The sequence below is a fragment of the Micromonospora sp. NPDC002717 genome, from assembly GCF_040295705.1.
Lineage (GTDB): Bacteria > Actinomycetota > Actinomycetes > Mycobacteriales > Micromonosporaceae > Micromonospora.
Map to the genome: position 1 here is coordinate 1 of NZ_JBEOVW010000057.1, position 15901 is coordinate 15901.

At 76.3% G+C, this 15901-nt stretch carries 3 protein-coding genes; all 3 read left to right on the forward strand.

Annotated features, from left to right (window positions below; translation table 11 throughout):
• Positions 1 to 656, forward strand: a 656-nt coding sequence (locus ABT006_RS33970) for a phosphopantetheine-binding protein (RefSeq protein ID WP_350712572.1), incomplete at its 5' end; no start/stop codon positions are given.
• 261 nt (positions 657 to 917) lie between these two features.
• Positions 918 to 1778, forward strand: a complete 861-nt coding sequence (locus ABT006_RS33975; protein WP_350712573.1) for a metallophosphoesterase family protein — start codon at positions 918 to 920, stop codon at positions 1776 to 1778.
• A 321-nt stretch (positions 1779 to 2099) separates the two neighbouring features.
• Positions 2100 to 15901: SDR family NAD(P)-dependent oxidoreductase (locus tag ABT006_RS33980; protein WP_350712574.1), on the forward strand; the 13802-nt coding region annotated here is incomplete at its 3' end.

Below are 15901 nucleotides of genomic sequence, written 5' to 3' on the forward strand. Positions count from 1 at the left end.
AGGTGGTGGTGGCGGATGTGCGGTGGGATCGGTTCGTGTCGTCGTTCACGGCGTTGCGGCCGAGTCGGTTGTTCACCGAGATCCCCGAGGCACAGCCCGCGCAGGCCGAGGAGAGACCGCACGGCGACGACGGCGGCGCGGCGTCGGCGCTGCGGGAGCGGCTGGCCGCCGCCTCCGAGCCGGAGCGCGACCGCATCCTGCTCGACCTCGTCCGCGGCACGGCGGCGGCGGTGCTGGGGCATGCCACGCCGAGCGGGATCCGGCCCGGCCGCGGCTTCCTCGAACTGGGCTTCGACTCCCTCACCGCGGTCGAGTTGCGCAACCGGCTGACCGCCGAGACGGGGATCGGGCTGCCCGCCACGCTCGTCTTCGACCACCCCACGCCGCAGGCGCTCGCCGGGCACCTGCGGGCCGAGCTGGCGCCGGGGCAGCCGGCGCTGCCGATCGTGGCGGAGATCGAGCGCCTCGACCAGCTCCTCGGCGGGCTGCCGGGCGACCAGGTCGACGACGCGGTCATCGGCCGGCTGGAGGACCTGGTGGCCCGGTGGCGGGGGCGTCCCGCCCCCGCACCGACGCCGGCCGCCGGCGACGAGTTGGAGTCGGCGAGCCGGGAGGAGCTGTTCGACATCATCCAGCGGGAGTTCGGCAAGTCCTGAGCAGGCGACGCCGAACCGGGCGGAGCGCCGGCGGGCGCCGGCAACGGCCACGGGCCCGGTGCGGGCGGGCCCGGTGACCTGCCGGTGCCGGCATCGGCAGGTCACCGCCGCCTAGGGGTGCGCGGTGGCTGTCTAGGGGTGTGCCTGCGCGGGTGCGGCTCCGTAGGGTCGGAGCCCGTCAGGCCGTACCGTGCTGCCCATCGGCAGCCGGACGGTACGGATCAGGGTGCGTGCGGTACCCCGGATGGACGGGAGGTCCGCATGGCCGGATCCGGCCTGCCTCAGTTGCTCGCCATCAGCGACCTGCACGTGGTCCACGCGGAGAACAAGGCCATCGTCGAGCGGCTGCGGCCGGAGCGGGACGGCGACTGGCTGATCGTCGCCGGCGACGTCGGGGAGTTCGTCAGCGACATCGAATGGGCGCTGGGACTGCTCAGCCGTCGCTTCGCGAAGGTGGTCTGGGCCCCCGGCAACCACGAGCTGTGGACTCCCCGCGAGGACCCGGTCCAGTTGCGGGGGGACGAGCGCTACCGGCACCTGGTGGAGCTGTGTCGAGGGCTCGGCGTGGTCACCCCGGAGGACCCGTATCCGGTCTGGGACCCGCAGGGCGACGACCCGGTGCTGATCGCCCCGCTGTTCCTGCTCTACGACTACAGCTTCCGGCCCCCCGGGACGTACACGAAGGAGCAGGCCCTGGCGCGGGCCCACGAGGTCGGCGTGGTCTGCACCGACGAGATCCTGCTGCACCCGGACCCGTACCCGACGAGGGACGCCTGGTGCCGGGCGCGGCTGGCCGTGACCGAGCGTCGGCTCACCACGGAACGCGGCGGCCTGCCCACCGTCCTGGTCAACCACTTCCCGCTCGTCCGCGAGCCCACCCGGATCCTCCGGTACCCGGAGTTCGCGCAGTGGTGCGGCACCGAGGCCACCGCCGACTGGCACACCCGCTTCGACGCCCGCGTCGCCGTCTACGGCCACCTGCACATCCCGCGCACCACCTGGTACGACGGCGTGCGGTTCGAGGAGGTCTCGGTGGGCTACCCGCGGGAGTGGCGGCGCCGCTCCACGCCCCCGGGGCGGCTGCGCCGCATCCTGCCGGCAGCCGTCGGCCACCCCGCCTGACCGGCCCGCGCGATGCGGATCGACGGTCTCTTTCCCGCGCGCCTCGGCGGCCTTTCCGGCCCTGCCGATGAGGGGTTCTCTAGGGGTTGGGGACGACATTGGCGCTCAGTACCGTCCACTCACGGTGGCGGGCATGTGCCGGCAGGGGCTCCGGCGTGACGGACGCCTGAGCAGGCACGGAACGGATTCGGAAACAGGGATCGGGCGCTGGGCCGGACGGTCACGTCCCCACTCACCTGTGCACGAAGCCGGGCCGTCGGCGGTGGTGTGGTCAGCGAATCGGCAGATTCCGATCGATAGCAAGCTCTGGGCGGGTGGGTCATGGCGGACGAAGACAAGCTCCTCGAACACCTCAAGTGGGTGACCTCCGAGCTCCGCCTGGCGCGCCGGCGCCTGAGCGAGCTGGAGAACGAGGACGCGGAGCCGATCGCGATCGTCGGCATGGCCTGCCGTTTCCCCGGCGGGGTCGCCTCGCCGGAGGACCTCTGGGACCTGGTTGCGGGCGGCGTCGACGCCACCGGCACGTTCCCCGAGGACCGGGGCTGGGACCTGGAGCGGCTCTACGACCCGGACCCCGACCACCCTGGCACCACCTACAGCAACCGGGGCGGGTTCCTGCGGGACGCCGGCCTGTTCGACCCGACCCTGTTCGGGATCTCGCCGCGCGAGGCGCTGGCCATGGACCCGCAGCAGCGGCTCCTGCTCGAGGTGACCTGGGAGGTCTTCGAGCGGGCCGGCATCGACGCCACGTCGGTGCGGGGCAGCCGTACCGGGGTGTTCGTCGGCACGGCGGGGCAGGACTACACGTCCGTGCTGCGGCAGCTGCCCGAGGGCGCGGAGGGCTACGTCCTCACCGGCACGGCGGCGAGCGTCATGTCCGGCCGGCTGGCGTACTCGTTCGGGCTGGAGGGGCCGGCCGTCACGATCGACACCGCCTGCTCCTCCTCGCTGGTCGCGCTGCACCTCGCCGGCCAGGCCCTGCGGGACGGCGAGTGCTCCCTCGCGGTGGCCGGCGGCGTCACCGTGCTGGCCACGCCCGGCGCCTTCGTCGAGTTCTCCCGTCAGCGGGGGCTGGCCTCCGACGGCCGGTGCAAGGCGTTCTCCGCCGACGCCGACGGGACCGGCTGGTCCGAGGGCGTCGCCATGCTGCTGGTCGAGAAGCTCTCCGACGCCCGGCGCAACGGGCACCCCGTCCTGGCCGTGATCCGGGGCAGCGCCGTGAACCAGGACGGCGCCAGCAGCGGCCTGACCGCCCCCAACGGCCCCTCCCAGCAGCGGGTCATCCGGCAGGCGCTCGAGAACGCCCGGCTCGCGCCGTCCGACGTGGACGTGGTCGAGGCGCACGGCACGGGCACCCGGCTCGGCGACCCGATCGAGGCGCAGGCGCTGCTGGCCACGTACGGCCAGGGGCGGCCCGCCGACCGGCCGCTGTGGCTGGGGTCGCTCAAGTCGAACATCGGCCACCCGCAGGCCGCCGCCGGCGCCGGCGGCGTCATCAAGATGGTGATGGCGATGCGGCACGGCGTGCTGCCGCCGACCCTGCACGTCGAGAAGCCGTCCCCGCACGTCGACTGGTCGACGGGGGCGGTGTCGCTGCTGGACGCCGCGCGCCCGTGGCCGGGCGACGACCACGTCCGGCGGGCCGCCGTCTCGTCCTTCGGCATGAGCGGCACGAACGCCCACCTGATCCTGGAGCAGGCCCCGAGCCCCGAGCCGGTGGACGACGAGGCCGTCACGCCCCGCAGGCCCGCCGTCGCGCCGGTGCTGCTGTCGGCCGCGCAGCCGGCCGCGCTGGCCGCGCAGGCGGACCGGTGGGCCCGCTGGCTGGGCGACGACGCCGCGCCGCGCCCGGTCGACGTGGGCTGGTCGTCGGTGGTGTCCCGGTCGACGCTCGACCAGCGCGCCGTGGTGCTCGCCGAGGACCGCGCGGGCCTGCTCGGCGGGCTGGCCGCCCTGGCGGCGGGAGAGTCGTCGGGCGCGGTGGTCGCGGGCCGGGCCGGGGACCGGGGCCCGCTGGCGGTGCTCTTCTCCGGCCAGGGCGCGCAGCGCGCCGGCATGGGCCGGGAGCTGTACGACGAGTTCCCCGTCTTCGCCGCCGCGCTGGACGAGGCGTGCCGGCACCTAGACCGGGTGCTGCCGCAGCCGCTGCGCGAGGTGCTGTTCGCCGAGCCGGGCACCCCCGAGGCGGCGCTGCTGGACCAGACGGCCTTCACCCAGGCCGGGCTGTTCGCGGTCGAGGTGGCGCTGTTCCGCCTCGTCGAGTCGTTCGGCGTGACGCCGGATTTCGTGGGCGGCCACTCGATCGGCGAGATCGCCGCCGCGCACGTGGCCGGGGTGCTGTCCCTGGAGGACGCCTGCCTGCTGGTGGCCGCCCGGGGCCGGCTGATGCAGGCCCTGCCCGCCGGCGGCGGGATGCTCGCCGTCGCGGCGGACGAGGCGGCGGTGGCGGAGTCCATCGCCGGCCTGGCAGACCGGGTCGGGATCGCCGCGGTGAACGGGCCGACCTCGGTGGTCGTGTCCGGCGCCGTCGAGGCCCTCGACGAGGTGGAGCGCGCCTGGCGGGACCGGGGCGTGCGGGTCCGCCGGCTGACGGTGAGCCACGCGTTCCACAGCCCGCTCATGGAGCCGGTGCTGGAGCGGTTCCGGGGCATCGTCGCGCGGCTGACCTTCGCCGCGCCCGCGCTGCCGCTGGTGTCGAACCTGACCGGGACGCTCGCCGACCCCGACGAGATCCGCACCGCCGAGTACTGGGTGCGGCACGTCCGCGAGGCCGTCCGCTACGCCGACGGGCTCACCGCGCTGCGGGCCGCCGGCGTCGACACGTTCCTGGAGATCGGGCCGCAGAGCGTGCTGACCGCGATGGCGGCCGACGTCCTGCCCGACGACGACGTGCTGGCCGTCGCGGCCCAGCGCCGGGACCGGCCGGAGGCGCAGGCGCTGCTGGCCGCCCTCGCCGAGTTGCACGTGCACGGCGTCCCGGTGGCCTGGCAGGAGTGGTTCGCCGACACCGGCGCGTGCCGGGTCGACCTGCCCACGTACGCCTTCCAGCGGGAGCGGTTCTGGCCCGAGGTGGTGCCGTGGCGCGTCGGCGACGTGACGGGCGCCGGCCTGGGCGTGGCGGGACACCCGCTGCTCGGCGCGGCGGTGCGGCTCGCCGGTGACGACGAGGTGGTGCTGACCGGCCGGTTGTCGGCCTCGACGCACCCGTGGCTGACGGACCACGTCGTGTCCGGCGCCGTGGTGGTGCCGGGCACCGCGCTGGTGGAGCTGGCCGTCCGCGCCGGCGACGAGGTGGGCGCGTCCCGGGTGGGCGAGCTGACCGTCGCGGCGCCGCTGGTGCTGCCGGCCTCCGGCGCGGTACGCGTGCAGGTGCGCGTCGGCGCGGCCGACGAGGCCGGCACCCGGTCGGTCGCCGTCCACTCCCAGCCCGAGGAGGACGGCGACACCGGATGGGTGCGGCACGCCGACGGTGTGCTGGAGCCGACGTCGGCCGACGAGCCGACCGTGGGGGCGTGGCCGCCGGCGGACGCGACCGAGGTGGACCTGGCCGGGTGGTACCCGAGGCTGGCCGAGCACGGCCTGTCGTACGGGCCCGTGTTCCAGGGCGTGCGGCGGGTCTGGTCGACCGACGGCGAGGTGTACGCCGAGGTGGCGCTGCCCGACGAGGCGGCCGGCGAGGCCGGCGCGTTCGGGGTGCACCCGGCGCTGCTGGACGCCGCCCTGCACCCGGTGGCGCTGCTGCTCGCCGGGGAGGCGGCGAGCGGGCCGCGGGTGCCGTTCGCGTTCGAGGGCGTGCAGGTGCACGCCTCGGGCGCCCGGACGCTGCGGGTGCGGCTGACCCGCGACGGGGCCGGGGTGCGGCTGGTCGCCTGCGACGGCGCGGGCACGCCGGTGGTGTCGGTGGACTCCCTGGTGCTGCGGGAGATGACCGGGGTGACGCCGCACGGCGCCGCCGCCCGGTCGCTGTTCGACGTGGCGTGGCCGGCCGAGCAGGTCGTCCCCGTCGACGACGTCGCGGGGTGGGCGGTGCTGGGCGGGCCGGCCCCGGCCGCGCTGCCGGAGCTGCCGGTCCACGCCGACGTGGCGGCGCTGGCCGCGAGCGGGCACCCGGCCCGGCAGGTGCTGCTGGCGGTACCGGCCGGCGACCCCGGCGTCGCCCCGCCGGACGCCGTGCGGGCGGTCACCACCGGTGTCCTGGACGTGCTGCGGTCCTGGCTCGCCGCCGACGAGGTGGCGGACGCGAAGCTGGTCGTGGTGACCCGGGGCGCGGTCGCCGCCGGGGACGATGACCAGGTCACCGACCTGGCGGCGGCGGCGGCGGTCTGGGGCCTGCTGCGCTCCGCGCAGTCCGAGCACCCGGGCCGGATCGTCCTCGCCGACGTCGACGGCGAGCTGGACCGGACCGTCCTCGCCGTGCTGGCCGGGGCGGCGGTCGACCCGTCGGTCTCCGGCGGCCAGCTCGCGCTGCGTGGCGACCGGACGCTCGTGCCGAGGCTGGTGCGGCCGGCCGGCGACGAGCTGACGCCGCCGTCGTCCGGCCCGTGGCACCTGGCCGCCGTCGCCCCGGGCACGCTGGACGGGGTGGACCTGGTCCCCGCCACGGCCGTGGCCCTGGACGCGGGTCAGGTGCGTATCGCCGTGCGTGCGGCGGGGGTGAACTTCCGGGACGTGCTGATCGGTCTGGGGATGTACCCGGATCCGGCTGCGGTGATGGGCAGCGAGGGTGCGGGCGTGGTGGTCGAGGTCGGCCCCGGCGTGACCGACCTGGCGCCCGGCGACCGGGTGCTCGGCATGTTCGAGTTCGGATTCGGCCCGCAGGCGGTCGCCGCGCGGGAGCGGATCGCGAAGATGCCCGCCGGCTGGTCGTTCACCCAGGCGGCGTCGATGCCCCTGGTCTTCCTGACGGCGTACTACGCCCTGCGTGACCTGGCCGGTCTGCGGGCCGGCGAGTCGGTGTTGATCCACAACGGCGCGGGCGGGGTCGGCATGGCCGCCATCCAGCTCGCCCACCACCTCGGCGCCACCGTCCACGCCACGGCGAGCCCCGGCAAGTGGGGTGTGCTGCGTGGGCTGGGCGTGGCCGAGGAGCGGATCGCGTCGTCGCGGACGACGGAGTTCGAGCAGGTCTTCGGTGCGGTGACCGGTGGCGCCGGGGTGGACGTGGTGTTGGACGCCCTGGCGGGGGAGTTCGTCGACGCGTCGTTGCGGTTGCTGCCGCGTGGTGGCCGGTTCGTGGAGATGGGCAAGGCGGACCTGCGTGACCCGGACGTGGTCGCCGCCGACCACCCGGGGGTGACGTACCGCGCGTTCGACCTGAACGAGGCGGGCAGCACCCGGATCGGCGAGATGCTGGCCGAGCTCCTGGCGCTGTTCGAGCAGGGCGCGCTGCGCCCGCTGCCCGTGCGGGCGTGGGACGTGCGGCAGGCCCGGCAGGCGCTGCGGTACGTCAGCCAGGCCCGGCACGTCGGCAAGGTGGTGCTCCGCGTCCCCGCCCCGGTGGACCCCGAGGGCACCGTGCTGATCACCGGCGCCGCCGGGACGCTGGCCGGCGTGGTCGCCCGGCACCTCGTCGCCACCGGCCAGGCCCGGCACCTGCTGCTGGCCTCCCGCCGCCACCCCGACCAGGCCGGCGGTGACGACTACGCCACCCTCGTCCGGGACCTGACCGACGCGGGAGCCGAGGTCACCGCCGTGGCGGTCGACGTCAGCGACCCCGCGCAGGTCACCCGGCTGGTCGCCGGCGTCGACCCGGCGCACCCGCTGACCGCGGTGGTCCACACCGCCGGGATCCTCGCCGACGCGACCATCGGCTCGCTCGACGAGCAGGCCCTGCGTACGGTGCTGACGCCGAAGGTGGACGCCGGCTGGGCGCTGCACGAGGCGACCCGGCACCTGGACCTGGCCGCGTTCGTGCTGTTCTCCTCCGTGGCGGCCACCCTCGGCTCGCCCGGCCAGGGCAACTACGCGGCGGCCAACGCCTTCCTCGACGCCCTCGCCCAGCACCGCCACCAGCAGGGCCTGCCCGCCACCAGCGTCGCGTGGGGCATGTGGGCCACCGCCAGCGCCATGACCGCGCACCTCGACGGGGACGACCAGCAGCGGCTGCGGCGCGTCGGCATGAGCGGCCTCTCCCCGGCCGAGGGCGCCGAACTCCTCGACGCGGCCCTGCCGTCGGCCTCACCGGTCGTCGTCGCGGCCCGGCTCCAGGTCACCGGCGAGATCAGCCAGGTGCCGCCGCTGATGCGGCAGCTCGTCCGCGCCGCCGGCCGGCGGCGCACGGCCACCGACCGGCCGACCACCGGGGCTTCCTGGCGGGACCGGCTGGCCGGCCTGCCCGAGGCGGACGCCCGGCAGGCGCTGGTCGACCTGGTCTGCGGGCAGGCCGCGACCGTGCTGGGTCACGCCTCGGCGCAGGCGGTCTCCGCCGCCCGGGCCTTCAAGGACCTGGGCTTCGACTCGCTGACCTCCGTGGAACTGCGCAACCGGCTGGGCGCCGCGACCGGGCTGCGGCTGTCCGCCACGTTGGCCTTCGACCACCCCACCCCGGCCCGGCTGGCCGACCACCTGTTCCAGCAGCTCGGCCACGCCACCGGCGCCGGCCCGACGGTGCGTACCGTCGGCACCGGCGACGCCGACGAGCCGATCGCCATCATCGGCATGGCCTGCCGCTACCCCGGCGGCGTCGCCACCCCCGAGCAGCTGTGGCAGCTCGTCACCTCCGGCTCCGACGCCATCGGCGGGTTCCCCACCGACCGCGGCTGGGACCTTGACCGGCTGTACGGCGCGGACGGCGACCAGGCCGGCGGCACCGTCACCGACCAGGGTGGGTTCCTCTACGACGCGGCCGACTTCGACGCCGGCTTCTTCAACATCAGCCCCCGCGAGGCCCTCGCGATGGACCCGCAGCAGCGGCTGCTGCTCGAGACCGCCTGGGAGAGCTTCGAGTACGCCGGCATCGACCCCACCGGGGTCACCGGCACCGCCACCGGCGTCTTCGTCGGAGCCGCCTCCTCCGGCTACGCCAGCAGCGGCCGCGACGACCTGGACGGCCTCGAGGGACACCTGCTCACCGGGACGGCGGGCAGCGTCGCCTCCGGCCGGGTCGCCTACACGTTCGGCCTCGAAGGCCCGGCCGTCACCGTCGACACCGCCTGCTCCTCGTCCCTGGTCGCGCTGCACCTCGCCGCCCAGGCGCTGCGCGGCGGAGAGTGCGACCTGGCCCTGGCCGGCGGGGTGGCGCTGATGGCGCAGCCCGGCATGTTCTCCGAGTTCTCTCGGCAGGGCGGGCTGGCCCCGGACGGGCGCTGCAAGGCGTTCGCCGCCGCCGCCGACGGCACCGGCTGGGCCGAAGGCGTGGGCATGCTGCTGGTCGAGCGGCTCTCCGACGCGCGGCGCAACGGGCACCGCGTCCTCGCCGTCGTGCGCGGCTCCGCGATCAACCAGGACGGCGCGTCCAACGGTCTGACCGCCCCGAACGGCCCGTCCCAGCAGCGGGTCATCCGGCAGGCCCTCGCCAACGCCGGGCTCGCCACGGCCGACGTGGACGCCGTCGAGGCGCACGGCACCGGCACCACCCTCGGCGACCCGATCGAGGCCCAGGCCCTGCTGGCCACCTACGGGCAGGACCGGAACGGCGGGGAGCCGCTCTGGCTCGGGTCGATCAAGTCGAACATCGGCCACGCCCAGGCGGCGGCGGGCGTCGCCGGCGTGATCAAGATGGTGCTGGCGATGCGGCACGGCATGCTGCCGCCGACCCTGCACGTGGACGAGCCGTCCCCGCACGTCGACTGGAGCGCCGGGGCGGTCGCCCTGCTCACCGAGGCGCGGCCGTGGCCGGCCGCCGACCGGCCCCGCCGCGCGGCGGTGTCGTCGTTCGGCATCAGCGGCACCAACGCGCACACCATCATCGAACAGGCGCCGGACGAGGCCGCCCCGGCCACGCCCCCGCCGGCCGGGGACCTGCCCGGCCTGGTCGGCCCCGCCGCCGTGCCGCTGCTGGTGTCCGGCCGCAGCCCCCGCGCCCTGCGCGAGCAGGCCACCCGCCTCGGCGAGCGCCTCGCCGCCGACGCCGACCTGGACCTGCGCGACCTCGGGTTCTCCCTGGCCACCCTGCGGGCCCACCACCCGTACCGCGCGGTCGCCGTGGCCGGCGACCGGGACGACGCCGTCGCCCGCCTGGCCGCGCTCGCCGCCGCCGACGGCGCGCAGACCGCTGTGGACGCGACGCCGAAGGTCGTCTTCGTCTTCCCCGGCCAGGGCTCGCAGTGGGCGGGCATGGCGCTGGACCTGCTGGACGCCTCCCCGGTCTTCCGGCAGCGGATGCGGGAGTGCGCGGACGAGCTGTCCCGCCACGTGGACTGGTCCCTCGATGACGTGCTCCGGGAGGCGCCCGGCGCGCCGCCGCTGGACCAGGTGGACGTCGTCCAGCCCGTGCTCTTCTCCGTCATGGTGTCCCTCGCGCAGCTCTGGCGTTCGTGCGGCGTGGAGCCGGCCGCCGTCGTCGGGCACTCGCAGGGCGAGATCGCCGCGGCCTGCGTCGCCGGCGCGCTGACCCTCGCGGACGCGGTGCGGCTCGTCGTGGCGCGCAGCCGCGGCCTGCTGGCGATCGTGGGCCGGGGCGGCATGGTTTCCGTGCCGCTCCCGGCCGCCGACACCGAGCAGCTGATCGCGCCGTGGCAGGGGACCCTCTCCGTCGCCGCCGTCAACGGCGCCGCCGTGACCGTGGTCTCCGGCGACTCGGCGTCGGTCACCGCGCTGCTCGCGCACTGCGCCGAGCGGGACATCCGGGCCCGGCAGATCGCCGTCGACTACGCGTCGCACTGCGGCCACGTCGACGCGGTCCGCGACGAGGTGATGGCCGGGCTCGGCACGGTCGAGCCCCGGTCCACCACGGTCGCCTTCCACTCCACCGTCACCGGGGAGCTGATCGACACCACCGGGCTCGACGCGGAGTACTGGTACCGTAACCTGCGGGAACCGGTCCGGCTCGGGCCCGTGGTGGACCGGCTGGTCGACGAGGGCTTCCGGGTCTTCGTCGAGGTCAGCCCGCACCCCGTGCTCAAGGTGGCCGTCCAGGACGCGCTCGACCGGGCCACCGGCACCGGCGACGCGGGCGTGGTGGCGGGTTCGCTGCGCCGCGACGAGCACGGACCGCGTCAACTGCTGACCAACCTCGGCGACCTGCACGTCGCCGGCGTGCCCGTGGACTGGACGAGGGTGTTCGCCGGCTCCGGCGCCGCCCCCGTCGACCTGCCCACGTACGCCTTCCAGCGGGACCGGTTCTGGCCTGCGGTCGACCGGTCGGCGGCCGGTGACGTGTCGGGCGCGGGCCTGGGCGCGGCGGGGCACGGGCTGCTCGGTGCGGCGGTGCGGCTCGCCGGTGACGACGAGGTCGTGCTGACCGGCCGGCTTTCGCTGTCGACGCACCCCTGGCTGGCGGACCACGTGGTCGGCGGCGCGGTGGTGCTGCCGGGAACCGCCCTGGTGGAACTCGCCGTACGGGCCGGCGACGAGGTGGGCGCGTCGCGGGTGCGCGAGCTGACCATCGCCGCGCCGCTGGTGCTGCCGGAGACGGGCGCGGTCCGCGTGCAGGTGCGCGTCGGCGCGGCCGACGGCTCCGACGCCCGGCCCGTGGCGGTGCACTCGCAGCCCGACGGCGACCCGGAGGCCGCGTGGGTGCGGCACGCCGACGGCCTGCTGGAGCAGGCCGCCGACGAGCCGGCCGTGGGCTCCTGGCCGCCGGCCGGGGCGGCCGAGATGGACCTCGCCGGCTGGTACCCGGCGCTGGCGGAGCGTGGCCTGGCCTACGGGCCGGCGTTCCGGGGCCTGCGCCGGCTGTGGACCGCCGGCGACGAGGCGTACGCCGAGGTCGCCCTGTCGGACGAGGCGGCCGTCGACGCCGCCGGTTTCGCCGTGCACCCGGCCCTGCTGGACGCCGCGCTGCACCCCGTCGGGCTGCTGCTGACCGAGCGGTCCGGCGGGCCGCGCGTGCCGTTCGTGTTCGAGGGCGTGCAGGTGCACGCCTCCGGCGCCCGGACACTGCGGGTACGGCTGACCCGGACGGGCTCCCGGGTCCGGCTGGTGGCCGGCGACGAGTCCGGCACGCCGGTGGTGTCCGTGGAGTCGCTCGCGCTGCGGGAGATGAGCGACGCCGCCGGCGCGGAGACCGCCGAGCGGTCGCTGTTCGAGGTGACGTGGCAGACCGAGCCGGTCACCCCGGCACGGGACGTCTCCGGCTGGGCGCTGCTCGGCGCCGGGGACGCGCCGGCGGGCCTGGCCACGCCGGTGTTCCCGACCGTCGACGACGTGACCGCGGCGGTCTCGGCCGGGTCGGTCGAGGCGCCCCGCGCGCTGGTCCTCCCGGTCGACGCCGGCACGCCGGACGGCGACCTGCCCGACCTCGTCCGTACGGTCACCGCCCGGGTGCTCGACGTCGTGCGGTCCTGGTTGGACAGCGCGGCCCTGGCCGACACGACGCTGGTGGTGCTGACCCGCGGCGCCGTCGTCGCCACCCCGGCCGACGCGCTGCGGGACCTGGCCGGCGCGGCGGTCTGGGGCCTGCTGCGCTCCGCGCAGTCCGAGCACCCGGGCCGGATCGTCCTCGCCGACGTCGACGGCGAACTCACCCCGGCCACCCTCGCCGTACTGGCCGGCGTGGCCGAGGACCCGTCGACCACCGGCGGCCAGGTGGCCGTACGCGGCGACGAGGTGCGCACCCCGCGCCTGGGCCGGCCCGCCGGCCCGGCCGCCGACGAACTCCTCCCGCCGGCCGGACTGTGGCGGGTCGGTGCGGTGAGCCCCGGCACCCTGGACGGAATCGGCATGGTGCCCGCCACGGCCGTGGCCCTGGACGCGGGTCAGGTGCGTATCGCCGTGCGTGCGGCGGGGGTGAACTTCCGGGACGTGCTGATCGGTCTGGGGATGTACCCGGATCCGGCTGCGGTGATGGGCAGCGAGGGTGCGGGCGTGGTGGTCGAGGTCGGCCCCGGCGTGACCGACCTGGCGCCCGGCGACCGGGTGCTCGGCATGTTCGAGCCCGCCTTCGCCCCCGAGGTGATCGCCACCCGCGACCTCGTCGCGAAGATCCCCGCCGGCTGGTCCTTCGCGCAGGCCGCGTCCGTGCCGGTCGTCTTCCTGACCGCGTACTACGCGCTGCACGACCTGGCCGGTCTGCGGGCCGGCGAGTCGGTGCTGATCCACAACGGCGCGGGCGGGGTCGGTATGGCCGCGATCCAGCTCGCCCGGCACTGGGGCGCGACGGTGTTCGCCACCGCCAGCCCCGGCAAGTGGGGTGTGCTGCGCGGGCTGGGCGTGGCCGAGGAGCGGATCGCGTCGTCGCGGACGACGGAGTTCGAGCAGTCCTTCGGCTCGGTGACCGGTGGCGCCGGGGTGGACGTGGTGTTGGACGCCCTGGCGGGGGAGTTCGTCGACGCGTCGCTGCGGTTGCTGCCGCGTGGTGGCCGGTTCGTGGAGATGGGCAAGGCGGACCTGCGCGACCCGGACGTGGTCGCCGCCGCCCACCCGGGGGTGACGTACCGCGCGTTCGACCTGAACGAGGCCGGCCACCGGCGCATCGGCGAGATGCTGGCCGAGGTCCTCGCCCTCTTCGAGCAGGGCGCGCTGCGCCCGCTGCCCGTGCGGGCGTGGGACGTGCGGCAGGCCCGGCAGGCGCTGCGGCACATCAGCCAGGCCAGGCACATCGGCAAGGTCGTCCTGCGGGTGCCCGCGCCCGCCGACCCGGACGGCACCGTGCTGATCACCGGCGCCGCCGGGACGCTGGCCGGCGTGGTCGCCCGGCACCTCGTCGCCACCGGCCAGGCCCGGCACCTGCTGCTGGCCTCCCGCCGCGGCCCGGAGCAGTACGGGGACCTGGTCGAGGAGCTGACCCGCGCGGGCGCCCGGGTCACCGTCGGCACCGCCGACGTGGCCGACCCCGCGCAGGTGACCCGGCTGCTGGCGCTGGTGGAGCCGGCGCACCCGCTGACCGCGGTGGTCCACACCGCCGGGGTGATCGCCGACGCGACCATCGGCTCGCTCGACGAGCCGGCCCTGCACGCCGTGCTGGCACCGAAGGTGGACGCCGGCTGGGCGCTGCACGAGGCGACCCGGCACCTGGACCTGGCCGCGTTCGTGCTGTTCTCCTCCGTGGCGGCCACCCTCGGCTCGCCCGGCCAGGGCAACTACGCGGCGGCCAACGCCTTCCTCGACGCCCTCGCCCGGCACCGCCACCAGCAGGGCCTGCCCGCCACCAGCCTCGCCTGGGGGCTGTGGGCCACCAGCAGCGCCATGACCGCCCACCTGGGCGGCAGCGACCACCGCAAGGCCATCCGGGCCACCAGCGCCCCGCTGACCGACCAGCAGGGCGTGGCGCTCTACGAGCTGGCCCGCCAGCGCGGCGACGCGCACCTCGTACTGATGAACCTGCCGCCGGCGGCGACACGGCCGGCCGGCCGTGCCGTGCCCAGCCTGCTGCGCGACCTGATCCGGGCCACCGGCCCGGCCCGGCGCGCGGTGGGCCGGGGCCCGGCGGACACCGCGTCCGTGCGGGACCGGCTGGCGACGCTCAGCCCGGCGGAACGGCGCGGCCACCTGCTCGACCTGGTGGCCGCCAGCGTGGCCGCCGTGCTCGGGCACCGCTCGGCCGAGAGCGTCGACACCCAGCGCGCCTTCAAGGAACTGGGCTTCGACTCGCTCACCTCGGTGGAACTGCGCAACCGGCTGTCCGCCGCGATCGGGCTGCGGCTGCCCGCGACCGTGGCATTCGACTACCCCGCCCCGGTGGTGCTCGCCGAGTTCCTCGACCGGGAACTCGGCGGCGCGGCGGCGGCGGACCGTCCCGTCGCGGTCGCCACGGCCGCCGCGCTCGACGAGCCGATCGCCATCATCGGCATGGCCTGCCGGTTCCCCGGCGACGTGCAGACCCCCGAGCAGCTCTGGGACGTGGTCACCGCCGGCGCCGACGTCATCTCGCCGTTCCCCACCGACCGGGGCTGGAACCTGGACGACCTGCGCGCCGACGGCGAGGACGTCACGTCCGTACCGCGCCAGGGCGGCTTCCTCCACGACGCCGCCCAGTTCGACGCCGCCTTCTTCGGGATCTCGCCCCGGGAGGCCCTCGCGATGGACCCGCAGCAGCGGCTGCTGCTGGAGACGTCCTGGGAGGCCTTCGAACGGGCCGGCATCGACCCCCACTCGGCGCGGGGCAGCAGCACCGGCGTCTACGTCGGGCTCATCTACCACGACTACGCCTCCCAGGCCGCCGGCACCACCGACGAACTGGGCGGCCACGTCGGCAACGGCAGCGCCGGCAGCGTCGCCTCGGGCCGGATCTCGTACCTGTTCGGCCTGGAGGGCCCGGCCGTCACCGTCGACACCGCCTGCTCGTCGTCGCTGGTGGCGCTGCACCTGGCGACCCAGGCGCTGCGGCAGGACGAGTGCCGGCTCGCGCTCGCCGGCGGGGTGAGCGTCATGTCCACCCCCGGCATGCTCACCGAGTTCTCCCGGCAGCGCGGCCTGTCCGCCGACGGCCGGTGCAAGGCCTTCGGCGCGGGCGCCGACGGCACCGGATTCGCCGAGGGCGTCGGCATGCTCCTGCTGGAGCGCCTCTCCGACGCGCAGCGCAACGGCCATCGCGTCCTCGCCGTCGTCCGCGGCAGCGCGGTCAACCAGGACGGCGCCAGCAGCGGCCTGACCGCGCCGAACGGCCCCGCCCAGCAGCGGGTGATCCGGCAGGCCCTCGCCAACGCCCGGCTCGCCACGACCGACGTGGACGCCGTCGAGGCGCACGGCACCGGCACCGCCCTGGGCGACCCGATCGAGGCGCAGGCGCTGCTCGCCACGTACGGGCAGGGCCGGCCGCAGGACCGGCCGCTGTGGCTGGGGTCGGTCAAGTCGAACATCGGCCACGCCCAGGCGGCGGCGGGCGTCGCCGGCGTGATCAAGATGGTGCTGGCGATGCGGCACGGCGTGCTGCCGCCCACCCTGCACGTCGAGAAGCCGTCCCCGCACATCGACTGGACGGCCGGGGCCGTCGCCCTGCTCACCGAGGCGCGGCCGTGGCCGGCCGCCGACCGGCCCCGCCGCGCGGCGGTGTCGTCGTTCGGCATCAGCGGCACCAACGCGCA

Coding starts and splice junctions, on each gene's coding strand:
- ABT006_RS33975 (WP_350712573.1), top strand. CDS start 918: ATGGCCGGATCCGGCCTGCCTCAGTTGCTCGCCATCAGCGACCTGCAC.